The 18464-nt window shown below is 68.2% G+C and carries 17 protein-coding genes; 9 read left to right on the top strand and 8 right to left on the bottom strand.

Going from position 1 to position 18464, the window contains the following annotated elements:
• Positions 1 to 3 precede the first annotated feature (3 nt).
• Positions 4 to 2475: a phosphocholine-specific phospholipase C gene (locus tag CAL29_RS13155; RefSeq protein ID WP_094853448.1), complete on the bottom strand. Its 2472-nt coding sequence runs from the start codon at positions 2473 to 2475 to the stop codon at positions 4 to 6.
• Positions 2476 to 2653: 178 nt separating this feature from the next.
• On the opposite strand from CAL29_RS13155, the gene CAL29_RS13150 reads away from it, so the two are divergent.
• From CAL29_RS13150 to CAL29_RS13140, 3 genes are all read left to right on the top strand, one after another.
• The gene (locus CAL29_RS13150; protein ID WP_094853447.1) at positions 2654 to 3559 is read left to right on the top strand and encodes a glycosyl transferase; all 906 of its coding nucleotides are present in this window, start codon (positions 2654 to 2656) and stop codon (positions 3557 to 3559) included.
• A 212-nt stretch (positions 3560 to 3771) separates the two neighbouring features.
• A complete protein-coding gene (locus CAL29_RS13145) occupies positions 3772 to 4689 on the top strand; it encodes an amidohydrolase family protein (RefSeq protein ID WP_094853446.1) in 918 nt (305 codons plus the stop codon).
• 90 nt (positions 4690 to 4779) lie between these two features.
• Positions 4780 to 6009 (top strand): MFS transporter, encoded by a 1230-nt coding sequence (locus CAL29_RS13140; RefSeq protein ID WP_094853445.1) that lies wholly within the window; start codon positions 4780 to 4782, stop codon positions 6007 to 6009.
• 32 nt (positions 6010 to 6041) lie between these two features.
• Here the strand turns inward: CAL29_RS13140 and kefC are convergent, their stop codons facing one another.
• Positions 6042 to 7913 carry a glutathione-regulated potassium-efflux system protein KefC gene (gene kefC / locus CAL29_RS13135; protein WP_094853444.1) on the bottom strand — a complete coding sequence of 624 codons (1872 nt, stop codon included), beginning with the start codon at positions 7911 to 7913 and terminating at the stop codon, positions 6042 to 6044.
• Complete coding sequence (gene kefF, locus CAL29_RS13130; RefSeq protein WP_094853443.1) at positions 7906 to 8466, bottom strand: glutathione-regulated potassium-efflux system oxidoreductase KefF; 561 nt, start codon at positions 8464 to 8466, stop codon at positions 7906 to 7908. The genes kefC and kefF overlap by 8 nt, the downstream gene beginning before the upstream one ends.
• Before the next feature lie 73 nt (positions 8467 to 8539).
• Here kefF and rocF point away from each other — a divergent pair, with 73 nt between their 5' ends.
• The 5 genes from rocF (at position 8540) to CAL29_RS13105 (ending at position 13045) form a co-directional block, all read left to right on the top strand.
• The gene (rocF, locus tag CAL29_RS13125) at positions 8540 to 9457 is read left to right on the top strand and encodes an arginase (protein WP_094853442.1); all 918 of its coding nucleotides are present in this window, start codon (positions 8540 to 8542) and stop codon (positions 9455 to 9457) included.
• Positions 9458 to 9611: 154 nt separating this feature from the next.
• Complete coding sequence (locus tag CAL29_RS13120) at positions 9612 to 10016, top strand: DoxX family protein (RefSeq protein WP_094853441.1); 405 nt, start codon at positions 9612 to 9614, stop codon at positions 10014 to 10016.
• 281 nt (positions 10017 to 10297) lie between these two features.
• Positions 10298 to 10438 (top strand): hypothetical protein, encoded by a 141-nt coding sequence (locus CAL29_RS31590; protein ID WP_179284006.1) that lies wholly within the window; start codon positions 10298 to 10300, stop codon positions 10436 to 10438.
• A gap of 83 nt (positions 10439 to 10521) precedes the next feature.
• A complete protein-coding gene (locus CAL29_RS32000; RefSeq protein WP_256977437.1) occupies positions 10522 to 12342 on the top strand; it encodes a YXWGXW repeat-containing protein in 1821 nt (606 codons plus the stop codon).
• Between the two features lie 151 nt (positions 12343 to 12493).
• Positions 12494 to 13045 carry a peroxiredoxin gene (locus CAL29_RS13105; RefSeq protein WP_094853440.1) on the top strand — a complete coding sequence of 184 codons (552 nt, stop codon included), beginning with the start codon at positions 12494 to 12496 and terminating at the stop codon, positions 13043 to 13045.
• A gap of 12 nt (positions 13046 to 13057) precedes the next feature.
• On the opposite strand, the gene arsC is transcribed toward CAL29_RS13105, so the two are convergent.
• The 3 genes from arsC to CAL29_RS13090 all read right to left on the bottom strand — a co-directional run bounded on the left by arsC (position 13058) and on the right by CAL29_RS13090 (position 15613).
• On the bottom strand, positions 13058 to 13411 hold the full coding sequence (gene arsC, locus CAL29_RS13100) for an arsenate reductase (glutaredoxin) (RefSeq protein WP_094854068.1): 354 nt from the start codon (positions 13409 to 13411) through the stop codon (positions 13058 to 13060).
• A gap of 143 nt (positions 13412 to 13554) precedes the next feature.
• Positions 13555 to 15006, bottom strand: coding sequence for a CoA transferase (locus CAL29_RS13095; RefSeq protein ID WP_094853439.1), 1452 nt, complete (start codon positions 15004 to 15006; stop codon positions 13555 to 13557).
• A 259-nt stretch (positions 15007 to 15265) separates the two neighbouring features.
• A complete protein-coding gene (locus CAL29_RS13090; RefSeq protein WP_179284005.1) occupies positions 15266 to 15613 on the bottom strand; it encodes a hypothetical protein in 348 nt (115 codons plus the stop codon).
• Positions 15614 to 15892: 279 nt separating this feature from the next.
• On the opposite strand from CAL29_RS13090, the gene CAL29_RS13085 reads away from it, so the two are divergent.
• Positions 15893 to 16387 carry a glutathione peroxidase gene (locus CAL29_RS13085; RefSeq protein ID WP_094853438.1) on the top strand — a complete coding sequence of 165 codons (495 nt, stop codon included), beginning with the start codon at positions 15893 to 15895 and terminating at the stop codon, positions 16385 to 16387.
• A 119-nt stretch (positions 16388 to 16506) separates the two neighbouring features.
• Here CAL29_RS13085 and CAL29_RS13080 read toward each other — a convergent pair whose 3' ends face one another.
• Positions 16507 to 17535: a Bug family tripartite tricarboxylate transporter substrate binding protein gene (locus tag CAL29_RS13080; protein WP_256977436.1), complete on the bottom strand. Its 1029-nt coding sequence runs from the start codon at positions 17533 to 17535 to the stop codon at positions 16507 to 16509.
• A 160-nt stretch (positions 17536 to 17695) separates the two neighbouring features.
• On the bottom strand, positions 17696 to 18409 hold the full coding sequence (locus CAL29_RS13075) for an RraA family protein (RefSeq protein WP_094853437.1): 714 nt from the start codon (positions 18407 to 18409) through the stop codon (positions 17696 to 17698).
• Between the last annotated feature and the right edge of the window lie 55 nt (positions 18410 to 18464).

Genomic DNA, 18464 nt, shown 5'->3' with positions numbered 1-18464 from the left:
TCCTCAGCGCCCCATCGCCGGATCGGTCGACCCCGGCTTGCCGGTTTCGATCCGCCCCGCCAAGGCGTACATCAGCTCGGCGTCCGCCGGGCTGGTGATGGCGACGTCGTACCACATCGCCGTGGGCGCCAGGTCGAACACGGCTTCCTGCGTGCTGCCCGGCGCCAGGCGCAACACGCGCGTCTCCTGTCCGGCCATGGCGCAGCGGACCTCGATGGTCCGGGGCCCATGCTGGGTCAGCCGCAAGGCCAGGCCGTGTCCGTCCGCGGGCGCGGCGGCGCATGCCACGTCGAGGGCGAGGCCCGTGCGCCGTCCCTTGAAACGGCGATAGAAGCCATTGGGCGCATGGACGATCACGTCGTAGCGGCCGGCCGCGAATTCGGCGGCGTCGAAGGCCACGTCCAAGGCATCGCCGGCCGCCACCGCATAGGTCCCGGCCTGCATGCCGCCCTCCCGCGACAGGCCATGGCGATGGACATTGAACGGCGCCCCGGCCGACCGCTCGCCGAAGATCGCCCGGCCCGCCTTGAAGCGGAGCCGGACCTGGCGGCCATCGGGCGCCAGGCCGCCGTCGGCATACAGCTCGTAAGGCAGCGCGCAAGACGGACGCGTTCCGGGCTCCTGCCTGACGGTTTCCCGCAGCCGCCCGGGTTGCGCGCGCAGCGCGGCGACGGCTTCGGCGTCCAGCGCGCGGAAGCCGCCCGGCAGGGGCTGCTCGCGCGCGTCTTCGATTTCCTGGAAATAGGTGTCCCGGTCCAGCACGGGCAGTTTCGGATCCCGGCCGTCGTAAGGCCGGAAACAGGAAGTGAGATCGCCGCTGATGGCGCGGCGCCAGGGCGAGATATTCGTCTCCGTGACCTGCTTGCCGAATTTGCGCGCGATGAACGTTTCCAGGAAGCGCAGCGTGGACGTGTGTTCGAAAAGCTGGGAATTGACCCATCCGCCCCGGCTCCACGGCGAGGCCACGATCATCGGCACCCGGAAGCCCAGCCCGATCGGGCCGCCGCGGGCCAGCCGCGCCGGCACGCCGAGGGCGATCTCGTCCTCGCGGCCGGTGTATTCCAGGCCGTCCGGCCCGATCGCGGCGGAAGACCGGCCCGTTTCCGGGCGGCGCGGGTCGGGCGCGGCATACGTGCAGCCATGGTCGAAATACCCGTCGTTTTCGTCGTAGGCGATGATGAAGATGGTCTTCTTCCAGATCTCCGGATCGGCGGTCAGGATGTCCATCACCGCCGAGACGTACCAGGCGCCGTACCACGGCGATTGCGGATGATCCGAGAAATGCTCGGGGGCCGCCAGCCAGGATACGGTGGGCAGCTTTCCGTTGCGCACATCGTGGCGGAACTGGTGCAGGACGTCGCCGCGCGGCGCCTCCATGCTTTTGCCGCCGCCGGGCAGGGATATCTTCTCCAGCTTGCGGTAGTGCTTGTCCGCCCGGTTGCTGACGAAGGCTTTGTCGAACAGCGCCCGTTGCCTGGGCGTAAGCTGCGCCGGCGTGCGCAGGGGCGCGTTCTTCTCGCGCATCAGCGCGTCCAGCAAGGCATGCGCCTCGGCAAGCTGTTCGGTCCGCGTCCCGGCATCCAGCATTTCCTGCTTCGCCAGCTTTTCGAGGTGGTCCTGGCCGTCCTTGATGTGCTCGTCCAGCCAGTCCCGGAAGCCGGGATAGGCCGCCACCTGGTAGTTGTCGAAGCACTCCAGCACGTTGCAACTGAAATTGGACAGCCAGGCGCGTTCGTGGCCTTTCATGCCGCCGGTGCGCGAAATCTCGTTCTGGTAGAACTTCCAGGAAACGCCGGCGTCTTCCAGGCGTTCCGGGAAGGTCGTCCACTTCATGCCGCCGCGCAGGATCTCGGCGTTGCGCATGTAGACGGACGAGTCCGCCGCCTGCCTGTCGCGCACCGTTCCCGTCCAGAAGATGAGCCGGTTGGGCGTGGTGCTGGTCATGGCGCCGGCGTGGTACTGGTCGCAGATGGTGAAGGCGTCGGCCAACGCGTAGTAGAACGGCAGGTCCTCGCGCGTGTAGTACCCCATGGTCAGGGGATACCGCGCATAAGCCTTGCGATGCGATTTCTTGACGTCGATCCAGCGGTCATGCCGCCCTTCGTTCCAGGCGTCGGCCTGGCTGTCGCGCGTATGGGGAATCGAGCCCATCCAGGTGGCCCGCGTATCGCGGATGTTCAGGCGCCAGGGCAGGTAGCTTTCCCCCGCCGCGCCCGATTGCAGGAAGACCGGGTTGCCGTCGGGCAGCCGCATGGCGCGGGGGTCGCCGTATCCCCGCACGCCCTGCAAGGTGCCGAACATGTGGTCGAAGGAGCGGTTCTCCTGCATCAGGATCACGACGTGCTCGGCATCCAGATAACTCGTCCCGGGATCGGGGGCGATGGCGAAGGCCCGGCGCACCGCCGCCGGCAGCATGTTGGCGGCGCCGGCCGCCCCCGACAAGCCAGCGAATTTCAGAAGGTCCCTGCGGTTCATCGATTACTCCCTGCTCTGCCATGCGGACGCCGTTTGAGAGCGTAGCACTCCACCGTCCTCCGCCGCGCGGGTCCGCCCGAGGATGGACGCCCCCGCCGCCCGGCCGACAGGCACGATGCTTGCTACCCATGCGCGCTTCGCCCCATCCACCAGATCAAAAGGGCGAGGGGGAGACGACATGGACGGCCCCATCAGGATTTTCGTCGGATGCGATCCGAACGATTGCGACCTCGAGCAGATGATGGTGCTCGACCATAGCGCGCGCAAGCACAGCTCCCTGCCCATCGAGATCACCTGGATGCGCCTGTCGCGCGACCCCGCCAGCCCCTGGTATTGCGACCCGGCGCGCCAGCTCGGCTGGCGCACCGAAACCTGGTCCACGCCCTTCTCGGCCCTGCGCTGGGCCATCCCGGCGGCATGCGGATTCCAGGGCCGCGCGCTCTACCTGGACGCCGACATGCTGGTGCGCTGCGATCTGGCCGATATCTGGAACATGCCCATGGCCGCGGGCACGCTGGTCGCCGCCCGCCGCGTGGGAGAGCGCTGGCTGTCCTGCGTATCGCTGTGGGATTGCGCCCGCGCGCGCGGCCATCTCCCCACGCTGGAGGCCTTGCGCGCCGATCCCGCGGCGCACAAGAAGATGAAGCGCCTGTTCGCCCGCCGCCCGGACCTGATCCATCCGCTGGACGCCCGCTACAACTGCGTCGACGGCGACGGCCTGCCCCTGGACGACATCCGCATCCTGCACTACTCGGACATGGGCACGCAGTTCTCCCATCGCTACGCCGTGCCGCGCCTGCGCGCCGAAGGCCGGACGCACTGGTTCGACGGCGAGGTGCTGCCCCATCCCCGCCAGGACCTGGCCGAACTCTTCGACCGCTATTACCAGGAAGCCCTGCAAGCGGGCCGCCGCCTGGACGACTACCGCAACGCGCCGCCATTCGGGGCCCTGATCAAGGCCTCGCAAAAGGACTACACCGGCAACCGGCCCAAGCCCCGGCGCCGCAACTGGCTGGAAAGGCTGGCGCGCCATCTCGCCCCCGGCCGCTCGCCGGATTCCCGCGAACCGGCCGCGCATCGATAAACTGCACATCGGTAAACTGCGCAGCGGTAGACTGCACATCGTTAAACTGCACGTCGATAAGCCGCGTTCCCGGCCGTGCCCTCACCGCTTCCCCGCGCGACGGCGCGGCCGGGCTCGCGTTCGCACGCCCCGGCCACGCAGCCTGTCGCCGCTCGTCCAGCCTCGACCGCCGCCGGGTCCACGCTGAATTCCTCTTTGGAGACACCCGCGCCATGAGCAACCGGAACACGCCCCAGACAGACGCCCCCGAGGTCCAGGTCCCCTACTGCCTGCCGCCGCTGCCGCTGGACGCGCAGCAACCCGCGGCCTTCGACATCCCCGCGGGCGCCTGCGACACCCACGCCCACGTGGTCGCGGCCGACGACGGCGCCTATCCCATGGTGCCGAACCGCACGTATACCCCCCACCCCGCCACCGAGGATGCCTACCTGGCCATGCTGGCCGCCAACGGCATGTCGCGCGGCGTGCTGGTGCAGATCAGCGTCTACGGCACCGACAACCGCTACATGCTGGAAGTGCTGCGCCGCCATCCGGACAAGCTGCGCGGCATCGGCGTGGTCGACGCCGACGTGGCCGATTCGGAACTGGAAGCCATGCACGCGGCCGGCGTGCGCGGCCTGCGGATCAACGTGCTGTTCGGCGGCGGCATCGGCTTCGACGCCATGGAAACGCTGGCGCACCGCATCAAGGACCTGGGTTGGCACATGCAGTTCCTGATGGACGCGCGCCAGTTGCCGGAGATGCTGCCGCGCATGCAGAAGCTGCCGGTGCCCGGGGTGGTCGACCACATGGGCCACATGCCCGTGGCCGAAGGCACGCGCAGCGCGGGCTTCCAGGCCTTGCAGCGCCTGGTCAGGGACCATGGCTGGTGGGTCAAGCTGTCCGGCGCCTACCGCATCAGCAGCCGGTTCGACGACTACCCGGACGTGACGCCCTGGGCCCAGGCCCTGATCGAGACCGCGCCCGACCGCATGGTCTTCGGCAGCGATTGGCCGCACGTGCACATCTCGCCCATGGTCAATACCGGCAAGCTGCGCAACCAGTTGGCCGCATGGGCGCCGGACGCCGCCCTGCGCCGCCGCATCCTGGTGGACAACCCGCAGCGCCTCTACGACTTCCCCGCCGCCTGAGCCGGGACCGAGGCCAGGGCTGGACGGCCGCCGCGCCGTCCCCTGCCTTTACGCATACGCACGACAACGAACAACAATCAGAGAGACATCATGCAATGGTATAGAGAACTAAGCGTCACTGAACGCCGCACCTTCGTCGGCGCGTTCGGCGGCTGGGCCATCGACGCGCTGGACTTCATGGTGTTCACCTTCGTCATCTCCACGCTGATCAACCTGTGGGGCATCGACAAGGGCCAGGCCGGCATGCTGGGCACGGTCACCCTGCTTTTTTCCGCGGTGGGCGGCTGGCTGGCCGGGATCCTCGCCGACCGCTATGGGCGCGTGCGGGTGCTGCAAGCCACCATCCTGTGGTTCTCGGTGTGCACGGTGGCCATCGGCTTCACGCAGAACTTCGAGCAGATCTTCGTCCTGCGCGCGTTGCAAGGGCTGGGCTTCGGCGGCGAATGGGCGGTCGGCTCGGTGCTGATGGGCGAAATCGTGCGCGCCGAACACCGCGGCAAGGCCGTGGGCACCGTGCAGAGCGGCTGGGCCATAGGCTGGGCCGTCGCCGCCGCGCTGTACACGCTGGCGTTCTCGTGGCTGCCGCCCGAATGGGCCTGGCGCACGCTGTTCTGGATCGGCGTGCTGCCCGCCATACTCGTGCTGTACATCCGCAAGCACGTGCCCGAGCCGGAGATCTTCCAGCGCACCCTCAGCAAGCAGGAAAGCACGGCGCAGCGTCCTTCCTTCTGGGCGATCTTCTCGCCGGATCTGCTGAAGACGACCATCGTCACCTCGCTGCTGTGCACCGGCGTGCAAGGCGGCTACTACGCCATCACAACCTGGCTGCCCACCTTCCTGAAGACCGAGCGCAACCTGTCCGTGCTCAACACCGGCGGCTACCTGGGCGTCATCATCCTCGGCTCGTTCTGCGGCTACATCGCGGGCGCCTATCTGTCCGACAAACTGGGCCGGCGCGCCAATCTGCTGATTTTCTCGGTGCTGTCTGCCATCAGCGTCTACGTCTATACCCTGCTGCCGCTGAGCAACGAACAGATGCTGATCCTGGGCTTCCCGCTGGGCTTCGCGGCCTCGGGCATTTTCAGCGGCGTCGGCGCGTATCTCACCGAACTGTTTCCGTCGGCGCTGCGCGCCAATGGCCAGGGCTTCGCCTACAACTTCGGCCGCGGCGTGGGGGCGCTGTTTCCCAGCCTGGTGGGTTTCCTCAGCAAGACCCACGGCCTGGCCTGGGCGATCGGCGCCTTCGCGGCCGGCGCCTACGCCATCGTCATCCTCACTGCCTTCCTGCTGCCCGAAACCAAGGGGCGGGTGCTGGACTGACCGGTGAATGCATTCCCTGGCGAACGCGTTCCCTACGGGGCGGAGCGATCCGCCGCCGCCATTTCGCCGTCGCGCGCCTCGGTTTGCCCACCGGTCTCCCGGGACTGCGGTCCCCAGGAGTCCCGGTGCGTGCTCAGCGCGAGCCGGCGGTCGCGCGCGATGGATTTCTCCAGCGTCTCCTGCGCCCGCTTGGCCACCGTGATGCGCAGGCCTTCGTCCTCGAAATTGGCGGTGGTCTCCTCCAGCATGGTGACGTTGTTGCGCCGGAAAGCATCCGCCACCTCGCGCGCTTCGTAGGGGTCCATGCCCAGCGCCTGCAAGGCATGGCGCCCGGCGGTGAGCGCCGACTCGAACAGCTCGCGCTCCACCACCTCCACGCCGCGCTGGCGCAACTGGTAGTAATGCACCGCGTCGCGCGCCCGCGCGACGATGCGCAGATTGGGAAACTGTTCCCGCGCCAGGTCCACCAGCCGCAGGTTGTCCGGCACCGTGTCGATGGCGTTGACCAGCACCCGCGCGCGCGCCGCGCCGGCGGTCTCCAGCAGTTCGGCGCGGGTGGCGTCGCCATAGAACACCTTCATGCCGAACTTGCGCAAGGTCTCGATGTTGTCGGGGTCGTGGTCCAGCACCACCACCTTCACGCCGTTGGCCAGCAGCAGGCGGCCGGCGATCTGGCCGAAGCGGCCGAAGCCCGCGATGATGACGCTGGCGCCGTCGTCGTCGATCTCGTCGTCGGCGCGCTGCCCGCGCGGCCGCCGCCGTTCGAGGGCGTCCAGCACCGCCAGCACGATGGGCGTCGCCGCCATCGACAAGGCCACCGCCAGCGTCAGCAGGCGCGCCCAGTCGTCGGGCAACACCCCCGCGTCGTGCGCGCTGCCGAACACCACGAAGGCGAATTCGCTGCCCTGCCCCAGCAGCGTGGCGAACAGCACGCAGCGGCCGCCGCCTATGCCCAGCACGTGGGACAGCAGCCACAGCAGGACGAACTTCAGCACCAGGAAGGCCAGCAGCAGCGCCAGCACCTGCAAGGGATGGGACAGCAAGGTGCCGAAGTCGATGGACATGCCGACGCCGATGAAGAACAGGCCCAGCAGCAATCCCTTGAACGGCTGGATGTCGCTCTCCAGCGCGTGCCGGTACTCCGAGCTGGCCAGCAGCACCCCGGCCAGGAAAGCCCCCATGGCCATGGACAGCCCGGCGCTTTCCATGAGCTCGCCCACGCCGATCACCAGCAGCAGCGCCACCGCGCTGAACACTTCGCGCAGCCCGGAACGCGCCACGAAACGCAGCAGCGGCCGCGCCAGGTAGCGGCCGCCGACCACCGCGATCGCCAGCGCGACGACGATCTTCAAGGTCGCCGCGCCCAGCGTGTCGCCCTCGCCGCCCTTGCCGCCGGCCAGCAGCGGGATCAGCGCCACCAGGGGAATCGCCGCCAGGTCCTGGAACAACAGCACCGAGAAGGCGCGCTGCCCCAGCACGGTCTGCTGCAGGCTGCGTTCGTTCATGGCCTGCACGGCGATGGCCGTCGAGGACAGCGCCAGCGTCATCCCCGCCAGCAGCGCCACGCGCCACTCCAGGCCTTGCCACCAGACCAGCGCGCCCAGCGCGGCGCCGCACACGCCCATTTGCAGCGCGCCGCCGCCGAAGACCGGCACCCGCAGGTTCCACAGGCGCCGCGGGTCCAGCTCCAGGCCGATCAGGAACAGCATCAGGACGACGCCGATCTCCGCGAAATGCAGGATCGCCGCCGGATCGTCCACCACCCGCAGCCCCCACGGACCGATCACGCAACCCGCGATCAGGTAGCCCAGCACCGACCCCATGCGCGCCCGCACGGCCAGCGGCACGAACACCACCGTCACTCCCAGGTAGACCAGCACCTGCAACAGCAATTGATCATTCATGGACGGCTCCCTCGACGCCGCCGGCGTTCGCATAGCGTTCCGCCAGCGCCTCCAGCCGTGCGCGATAGCGCGCGCCGGCCCCGGCCAACTGGTCCTGCGTCAGGGCGGTCACGCCGTGCAGGGAAAACGGCGCCAGCCAGCGCATGCCGCATTGTTCGGCGGCGCTGCGCAGCGGCTGCCCCAGCATGCCCAGGTGATTCTCGCCGCAACAGGTGAAATTGCCCTCGTCGCCGCCGGTGGTCACCGTCCACATCAGGTCCTTGCCGGCCAACATGCCCGCGCCCTTGCCGTAGGCCCAGCCGTATTGCAGCACCTTGTCCAGCCAGAGGCGGAACAGCGCCGGCGAGCCGTACCAGTGCATGGGGTGCTGCCAGATCACCAGCCGGGCCGGCGCCAGCGCCTCCTGCTCGGCCGCGACGTCGATGCTGAAGTCGGGGTAGAGATCGTAGAGCGAGCGCACCCGCACGCCGCCCAGGCCCTCCAGGGCGTCGAGCAAGGCGCCGTTGGCGCGCGAATGGCGGGGATAGGGATGGGCGTAGACAATGACGATCATCGGGGATCCTGGAAGGGCGACAGCGCGACAGGAAACGATGTTAGCCTTGGCCTTTGTATTTCGCGAGGCTGGCATGGCAATCACGCAAGTGGATCTTATCGGCGCGCCCACCGATGTCGGCGCGAGCATCCGTGGCGCCTCGATGGGCCCCGAGGCCCTGCGCGTCGCCAGCCTGCCCCTGGCCCTGGAGCGCCAGGGCATGCGGGTCGTCGACGCCGGCAACCTGGCGGGCCCCACCAATCCCTGGCACCCGCCGCGCGACGGCTTTCGCCACCTGGAAGAAGTGGCGCAGTGGAACCGGTCGGTCCATGACGCGATGTGGGACGCCTTGCAAGCCGGGCATTTTCCCATACTGATGGGAGGCGACCATTGCCTGGCGATCGGGTCCATCAGCGCCGTGGCGCGGCATTGCCGAGCCGCCGGCCGCAAGCTGGCCGTGCTGTGGCTGGACGCCCATGCCGACGCCAATACCCACGACATCACGCCGACCGGCAACATCCACGGCATGCCGGTGGCCTGTCTGTGCGGCCAGGGGCCCGACGCGCTCACCCGCCTGAGCGACGCCTATCCGGCGGTAGAGGCGAAGTCCATCCGCCAGGTCGGCATACGCAGCGTCGACGCGGAAGAAAAGCGCCAGTTGCGCGCCCTGGGGCTGCGCGTGTTCGATATGCGCCACATCGACGAGAACGGCATGCGGCTGACCATGGAACAGGCCCTGGCCGACGTCGACGAAGACACCCACCTGCACGTCAGCTTCGACGCGGATTTCCTCGATTCGGCGGTGGCGCCGGGCGTCGGCACGCCGGTCCTGGGCGGCCCGACCTACCGGGAGGCGCAACTGTGCATGGAAATGATCGCCGACACCGGCCGGCTGGGCTCGCTGGACCTGATGGAGCTGAACCCGGCGCGCGACGTCCGCAACCAGACGGCCGAAGTGGTCGTCGACCTGGTCGAAAGCCTGTTCGGCAAGTCCACGCTGATCCGCAAGTAGGCAGGCGACCGGGGCGGTCCCGCCGCCCGCCGGACCTGGACGTGGCCCTTGAGTGCTTCACACTCTGTTGCGATAATGGCCGACCTTCGGTCCGCCGGCCGCGCCGGCGGACGTCGATGCCCCCCAACGACACCGTTATCCAAGAGACTCCGCCATGAACCGAACCGACGACGCCGGCAAGCTGATCCTACGCCTGGTACTGGGCATCCTGATCCTGCTGCACGGCATCAGCAAAATGACGCATGGCGTCGGCTTCATCGTCAACCTGGTCCACGAGCATGGCTTGCCATCCTTCGTGGCCTACCTCGTCTACATCGGCGAGGTCATCGCCCCCATTCTTATCATCGTCGGCATATTCACCCGCATCGGCGGCCTGATCATCGCCGTCAACATGCTGTTCGCCTTCGGCCTGGTGCATACCAGCCAGTTGTTCCAGATCAACAGCCAGGGCGGCTGGCAACTGGAACTGCAAGGCATGTATCTGGCCGCGGGCCTGGCCATCGCGCTGTTGGGCGCGGGCCGCTTCAGCCTGGGCGGCGCCGGCGGCCGCTACAACTGATACCCGGACCGAGGCCGAACCGAGGCCCGGTCTCCCCTCCCCGCGCCACGCCGCGGGGAGCGACGCCCGCCGTCCAAAAGACGCGATACGGCGCAATGCCCTGAATCGAACGAACCCTTCGGATACGTGAAGGGGCATTTCAGATACGCTCGGCGACATGGGTAGGAATTGGTAACCCCGTCCGCGTTTCAAACCGGTTTCAGACCGCCCACATGCTTCACGCGCCTCCCTACACTGGAATCGTCCGCATGCCTGTGCGTGCGTTCCCGAAGGAGTCCAACATGAAGAAGCTCATTGCCCTGGTTGCCGTTGCCTGCTCGCTCAGCGGCTGCATCGTGGTTCCCGCCGATGGCGGCCATTACTACCATCGCGGCGGCTACCGCTACTATCCCGCCCCGGCCCACTATTACTACGGCTATTGAGGCGGCCCGGGCAAGGATGCAGGCCGGGACCGGCACCGAGACCATGACTACAGGGCGAACGGCGTGAGCCGCTCGATGCTCGTATGAAAAAACAAGAATCCTTCCTCTCCGGCGACGGCGAGCCGGCGGCGCGCCGCGCCGGCCGCGCCCGGCCGATGACGGCGGCCTCTTCCCGGGGCGCCGGTCCGATGGCGCGGATCGCGGGGCCGCGGCACGCCGGCATCGCCGTCCTGGCCTTGGCGCTGGGCTTGTCCGCCTGTGCGCCGGCGCTCACGCAGGCGCAGTCCTCGGACCCCTACCCGTCCAACTATCCGGCGTATCCGTCCAATCAGGTTCCCGCCCCGCAGACCGACCAGAACGGCTATCCGGTGGACGCGCAAGGCCAGCCCTATCCGGCCGATGCGCAGGGACAGCCGTACCCGCAAGGACAGGCCTATCCCGCGCCGCAGCAGGCGCAGGCTTCGCCCGATCCCTCCGACGCCAACCTGGCGCCGGTGACGACCACGCAGGACGCGCCGCCGCCGCTGCCGGTCTACGACCAGCCGCCGGTGCCGGGCGACGGCTATATCTGGGTGCCGGGATATTGGGCGCGCAACGCCTACGGCTTCTACTGGGTGCCCGGCGCCTGGGTGCTGGCGCCTTATGAAGGCGCGCTCTGGACGCCCGGCTACTGGGCCTTCGATACCGGCTACTACCGCTGGTTCCCGGGGTATTGGGGACCGCACATCGGTTTCTACGGCGGCATCAACTACGGCTTCGGCTATTTCGGCACGGGCTACGTGGGCGGCTACTGGCGCGACCGGCACTTCTACTACAACCGGTCCGTGACCCGGATCGGGCCGTCGCGCATCACCTACGTCTATAACCACAACGTCGTGATCAACCAGCACAACCGCGTGAGTTATCACGGCGGCCCCGGCGGCATCGACCGGCGTCCCGATCCCCATGAACTCGCCGCCCAGCGCGAGCGGCACATGCCGCCCCTGGCCTTGCAGAACCGCCATGCCTTCGACGCCGGCCGCGAGCGCCAGCAATTCATCAACGTCAACCACGGCCGTCCGCCGCAAGCCGCGTTCAGCCACCCGATGGGGAGCGGCAACAACTGGCGCCAGCCGCCCGGCAGCGATCGTCCGGGCGGGCCAGGCGGCCCGGGGCAGCGGCCCGGCGGTCCCGGCAGTGCCGGCGCGCCTAACCAGCGGCCCGGCGGACCGCAGCAGCCGGGGGGCGGCCCGATGAATGCCGCGCAGCAGCGCCAGTTCCAGCAGCAGCAAGGCGACCGGCAGCGGCAGTTCCAGCAGCAGCAGGCCGACCAGGCCCGCCAGCAGCAGCAACGGACGGCGGACCAGCAGCGCCAGCAGGCGCAGGGCCTGGGCCGCCAGCAGGAAGCCAACCAGCGGCAGCAGCAGATGCAGCGCGAGTCGGCGCAGCAACAGCAATTGCTGCAACAGCAGCAGAACCAGCAGCAGATGCAGTTGCAACAGCAGCAGCGCGCGCGCCAGCAGGAGGCAAACCAGCGCCAGCAGAACCTGCAGTCGCAGCAGCGGCAGAACCAGCAGCAATTGCAGCAGCAACAACAGGCCCAGCAGCAACAGCAGCAACGCATGCAGCAGATGCAGGACCAACAGCGCCAGCAGCGCATGCAGCAAGACCAGCAACGCCAGCAGCAGCGCACGCAGCAGATGCAGGAACAGCAGCGCCAGCAGCAACAGCAAATGCAGCAGCGTCAGCAACAGCGCCAGCAGATGCAGCAACAACAGCAGCAAATGCAGCGCGAGCAACAACAACAGCAACGCCAACAGCAGCAGCGCGAACAGCAACAGCGGCAGCAGCAATCGGACCGCCGCGAGCAGCACCAGGAGCGTCACGAGCAACGGCGGGAATCGCGCCCGTCGCAAAACGGCTGAGGTCCGGAAAACCGCTCGTCATGGCGCGGCTGGGTCCTGTCGGACCAGCCCCGGCATCAGGGGTGTCTTACCGGGCCAGCCGCTCCTATAATCGATTGATCCGGATCGATGCGACCCGTCCGTCCTTTCCGCTCATCCATGAGATGCGATCATGAAAAAACGTTTGACTGCCGCTCTTCTCGCTTGCTCGCTGGCCGCGCTGCCGACGGCCTGGGCCGCGCTGCCCAACGGCGCCAGCGCGCCGGAATTCAAGACCCAGGCCGCCCAGGGCGGCCGGGCTTTCCAGTTCGACCTGAAGGATGCCCTGCGCAAGGGGCCGCTGGTGCTCTACTTCTTCCCGGCCGCATTCACGAAGGGATGCACGATCGAGGCCCACGACTTCGCCGAAGCGGTGCCGCAGTACGAGCAACTGGGCGCGCGCGTCGTCGGCGTATCCGCCGACAGCATCGACGTGCTCAAGCCCTTTTCCGTCAGCGAATGCCAGAGCAAATTCCCGGTCGCCGCGGACGGCGACGGCAAGATCATGCGCGCCTATGACGCGGTGCACGAACGCAACGCGGCGCGCGCGCAGCGCATCTCCTACGTCATCGCGCCGGACGGCAAGGTGATCTATTCCTACGCCGATTCGGACCCGGACAAGCACGTGGCGAACACGCTGGAAGCCCTGCGCGCATGGCGCGCGCAGCATCCGGCGACGGATTGAGCGGCTCCGACCTCAACCCGGCAGGATTTCTTCCAGCACGTCCGCCGGCCGGCACAGGCGCGCCCCGCGCTCGGTGACCACGAAAGGACGGTTGATCAGGATGGGATGGGCGACCATCGCGTCCAGCAACTGGTCGTCGCTCACGCCTTCCGCGTCCAGGCCCAGTTCCTGGTAGACCGCTTCCTTGGTGCGCACGGCTTCGCGCACCGTCAGCCCCGACTGCTTGATCATGGCCGCCAGCACCTCGCGCGTGGGCGGCGTCTTCAGGTATTCGACGACGATGGGTTCGATTCCCGCCTGCTGCAGATGTTCGAGAACGGTGCGCGACGTCCCGCAGCGCGGATTGTGATAGATGGTCGTGGACATGATGGACACCTGGCTGTCGTGATGAAGGATGCGCCCGCGCGGGCAGCGGCGGGCAGGCGTGGGCAGGCGCCGGCGCCGATGGCGAGACACCCGCGGGCGATTGCCGGCGCCGCAAGTCTACCGAAAATCCGCCCGCGGCGGCTTCAACTGAAAGGCCAGACCGTGGGATGGGTGCCGGGCGGCACGGACGGCCGCACCCAGCGCGCCGGCGTCACGGAGAAACGCGCCGCGTGGCGCACGGCGGTCAGGCGCCCGAAGCCGGAATCGGTGGTTTCCAGATAGGGATCCAGCGAGGGCAAGGCACAGTCCAGCCCCGCCGCCACCCGCGGCAAGCCGCGCAGCCAGCGCCCGGTCTGCGCCAGCGAGACCCGCACGTGCCAACTGCCGCCCTCGGTCGCCTGCCGCGCCAACGCCGCCTGCGCGCCGAACGCCATCAGATAGCCCGTGGCATAGTCGAGAATCTGCGTGGGCAGCGGCCGCGGCGCTTCCTGATACGCGGCCTGGGCCTCGGCATGGTTGAAGCCGGTGGCCGTCTGCACCACCGAATCGCAGCCGCGCCGCCCCGCCCACGGTCCCACGTGGCCATAGGCGGACAAGGAAACGTAGACGATGCCCGGCCGGATGCGCGCCACGTCCTCCACGCCGAATCCCAGGTCGGCCAGGGCGCCGGGCCGATAGGCCTGCATGAAGATATTGGCGCTGCGCAGCAGATTGCCCAGCGTGATGCGGCCGGTGGCCGTATCCAGGTCGGCCAGCACCGACAGCTTGCCGCGGCTGGTCTCGGCGATCGCGTCGATGTTCGGCAGATTGGGAGAATTCAAAAGCATGACGTCCGCGCCATAGCCCGCCAGCGTGCGTCCGCCGACCGGGCCGGCCAGCACGCGCGTCAGATCCAGCACCCGGATGTCCTTGAGCGGGCGCGGGTCCGCGCCGTAGCTCGCCAGCGCGCGCGGCGGCGCGTCGCCGATGCGCTCGATGCTGACCACGGGCAGTTGCGACACCGCGATCCCTTGCGGATGGCGGTCCCACTCGTCGAAAGAGCGCATCGCCGCCACCACCAGGCCGGCGTCGGCCGCCGCCTGTTCAAATTCAAAAGCGTTCCGGCGCAACAAGGCCTTCTCGACCATGCGGCGGTCGACCGTCGCCCCGGTCGGACAGCCCAGCAGCGCCAATACGCCGTCGCGATGATGGTCGAAGCTGGCGTGTATGCGAACCCAGTTGCCGTCGCCGCAGCGGTAGACGCCGGTGATCTTTTCGTAGCGCGTGGAGGGGACGCCGTCGAGGGTGTAGTAGCCGCGGGTTTCCTGCGCCGCGTGCCGCATGTCCACCGTCACGCGCTGCCGTCTGCCGCCGCCGCGCAGATGCCAGATTTCCGCCGCGGCCAGCGCCGCCGCGCCCATGCTGTACTGCGCCGCCATGCCGACGGAAAAGGAGGAAGGAAGCACCGGGTCGGCCCCCGGCAGGTCAATGTAGTCCAGCGCTTCTTCAGGCAAATCCATCAGCCGCCACAATGCGTCCAGCGCGCCGTGTGCGGCTTTACGATTGGAAAAGCCCCCTCTGAAGAAGGGCGGACGAAAATCCATCAAATATCCCATTGCGGCTGCCAAGGCTGGTCCCATTGCATTACAAGTCGCCCGCAACATGAGCGTCAACCTGGTACGGCGTCACGCGTGTTTCACGGTTTGACCGAGGCCGCGATGCGCAATGGAGAAGCGCTGTGGAATCAAGCGAAGGCCGCCGCTAGGCCGTCACATCTGTTTGCGTTTTGTGGCTCATCCCTACGCCTCGCATGGGAACCCTGTGACGTCCGACCAACACTTTCGATGGCGCCGTCGCGGCGCCCGGCCGCCGGGCTCAGCCCGCCCCCGGGCCGCCCTCTTCGCGATCCAGCCGCTTGAGGAAGACGCCCAGTTCCTTGACGATCTGCGCGTCGCCGCGTTCGCGCGCGGCGGCCAGCCCCCGGTCCCAGGCTTCGCGCGCGCCGGCGCGGTCGCCCGCCCCCAGGCGGGCCTTGCCGAGCCATTTCCAGGCCACCGAGTAGGTATCGTCGAACGCCAGCGCCGCGCGCAGATGTTCGGTGGCGGCCTCGTAGTTTTCCTGCTCCGCGTAGGTCTTGCCCAACGTATAGCGCAGCAGCACATTGTCCTTGCCCGCCGCCAGCATCCCCTGCAACCGATCCACCATCTGGGTCGCCCGTATCATGCCTGTCTCCCTGTCTCCGTCCCTGCCACCGGCTGTCTCGTGCGGCGCATCCCGCCTCGACGCCTTTTCTCAATGCATCTCTTTATGGGTGCACTATACCCGCCGGCGCGGGCGGGGCCGGGAGAACCCCGCCGCGTCGCGGGCCATTGCGGGCATCCCGGCCCCGCGCGCTGCTACGCTACTATGATGCACGCAGCTCACGGCCGCCGGCCGCCATCCGAATGGCCTAATGCGGCGCTGGCCCGATGCGGCGCCGCAACCAGGAGTTCCCCCTACCCCATGACCTCGATCTACGATTTCTCCGCGCGCGACATCGACGGCGTCGAACGTTCGCTGCGCGATTACGCGGGCCAGGTGCTGCTGGTGGTCAACGTCGCGTCCAAGTGCGGCTTCACGCCCCAGTACGCGGGCTTGCAGGCGCTGCACCGCACGTACCGGGAGGCCGGTTTCAGCGTGCTCGGTTTTCCCTGCGACCAGTTCCGCCACCAGGAGCCCGGCGACGAGGCGGAGATCCGCAACTTCTGCACGTTGAACTACCAGGTCGATTTCCCCCTCTTCGCCAAGATCGAGGTCAACGGCGAGCAGGCCCACCCGCTCTATCAGTGGCTCAAGCGGGAAAAACCGGGATTGCTGGGAACGCAGGCGATCAAATGGAATTTCACCAAATTCCTGGTCGACCGCGACGGCCGGCCGATCCGCCGCTACGCGCCGACCATCAAGCCGGAATCGCTGGCGGGCGCCGTGCAGGCGGCCTGCGCCGGCGGCACGGCCTGAAGCGGCGGCGGCTTCCGCACCCAAGGAGCGTTGCGGCGGAAGGCCGCGCCCGGCGCGCCTTGCCGCCGATCCTACGGCGATAGGCGATAGCCGGCCGCGCAGGCCGGCTACCCTGGGCCTTATTCCACCTTGATGCCGGCGTCGCGTATCAGCTTGCCCCACTTGGCATGTTCGGCCCGCACCACTTGCGCGAAGTCTTGCGCCGTCCCGCCGACAGGCTCGTTGCCTTCGGCCAGCAGGCGGTCCTGGACGTCCTTGCGCGCCAACACGGCGTTGACCGCGCCGTTGACCACCGCCACCACGTTCTCGGGCAGGCCGGCCGGCCCGACCAGGCCCAGCCAGGTCGTCGCCTCGAAGCCGGCATAGCCCTGTTCGGCCACCGTGGGCACCTCCGGCAGGCCCTGCAGGCGGCGCGACGAGGTGACCGCCAGGGCGCGTATCTTCCTGGCATGCAGTTGCGGCATCACCGACGCCGCGCTGCCGAAATACGTGTCCACCTGGCCGCCCATCAAGTCCGTCATGGCCGGACCCGCGCCCTTGTACGGGACCTGCATCATCTGGATGCCGGCCGCGCGGACCAGCATCTCGCCCGCCAGATGGCCCACCGTGCCCAAGCCGGCCTGCGCCACGGTGTACTTGCCGGGATCGCGCTTGGCGGCCTGGACGAGATCGGTCAGGCTCTTGAAGGGCGACTCGTTGCGCACCACCAGGACCACGGGCTGCGCGCACACCTCCACGATAGGCGTCAGGTCCTTCAAGGGATCGAAAGGCATGCTGGCGTACAGCGCCGGGTTGATCGCCATGTTGGAGGTCTGCGCCATGGCCAGGATATAGCCGTCGGGGCGCGCCTTCGACGCCTGGTCCAGGCCGATATTGCCCGCGGCGCCCGGCCGGTTGTCGACGATCACCTGCCATTTGTCCAGCACGGTCAACTTCTCCGCCACCAGCCGGGACACCGTATCGGTGCCGCCGCCCGGCGGAAAGGGAACCACCAGTTTGATGGGCGACTTCGGCCAATCCGCGCCTTGCGCGTGGGCCCCGGCGGACGCGAGCGCGAGCGGGATGGCGGCGGGGATGAAGGGGGCCGACGCGGCGGCCCGCAGAAAAGGCCCCCACGCCGCACGGCTGCGCCGCTTGCTGCCCCCCAAGGGGGCTTTTTTGCCTTGGGGCGGCCCGGCGGCAAAAAATGGCGTCCATCCATTGCTTGTCTCCTGTTTTTATCTTGACTGTTCCACTGTTCTTTCTACTGCTCTATTTCCCCGCCAAGGCCGGGATGGCCTCGGCAAGGCAACGATACGCGCTCAGGCCTCAGACCGGCAGGCCCTTGGCGCGCAGCACGGCGTCGAAGCGTTCCGGATCCGCGGTTCCCGAGCGATTCGTTTCGCGTATCCTGGCTTCCTTCTCCAGATGGGCGCGCGTGCGCGCCAGGATATCGGCGGCGTCCTCGGCGCGCACGGCAATCACGCCGTCGGCATCGGCGACAATGAGATCGCCCGGCAAGACCGCCATGCCGGCGCAGACGATCGGCACGTTGATCTCGCCCGGGCCGTCCTTGGTCGGACCGCGATGCGTATGGCCGCGCGCCCAGATGGGCATGCCGTCCTCGGCCCACTCGACCAGGTCGCGCACGGCGCCGTCGATCACCAGCCCCGCCAGCTTGCGCGCCACGCAGGTGGTGCGCATCAGGCCGCCCACCAGCGCCTGCGTCACGTCGCCGCCGCCGTCGATCACCAGCACGTCGCCGGGACGCACCATCAGCAAGGCCTTGTGGATCATCAGGTTGTCGCCGGGACGCACGCGCACGGTGAAGGCCGGCCCGCAGATCGTCGTATCCAGGCGGGCGTGATATTGCCTCAGGCCCAGCGTGCCGACGTGGCGGCTCATGGAATCGCCGACGGCCGCGGCCGGCAGGCCTTGAAAGCCTTGCACGATATCGGCGGCCGGCCCCGCCGCGCGCGGGTTGATGCGAAAGCCCGCGGGCCAGGAAGGTTGAGAGGAAGCATTCGTTGTGGTCGGTTCCAAGATTCGCTCCTGTGGAAACTGGATAGGGATAAAGCGAGGATCGCGGCGCAGCCAT

Source organism: Bordetella genomosp. 10, assembly GCF_002261225.1.
Classification (GTDB): Bacteria; Pseudomonadota; Gammaproteobacteria; order Burkholderiales; family Burkholderiaceae_B; genus Bordetella_C.
Note: the sequence above shows the minus strand (reverse complement) of the source record. Positions and strands in the feature narration are given on the sequence as shown.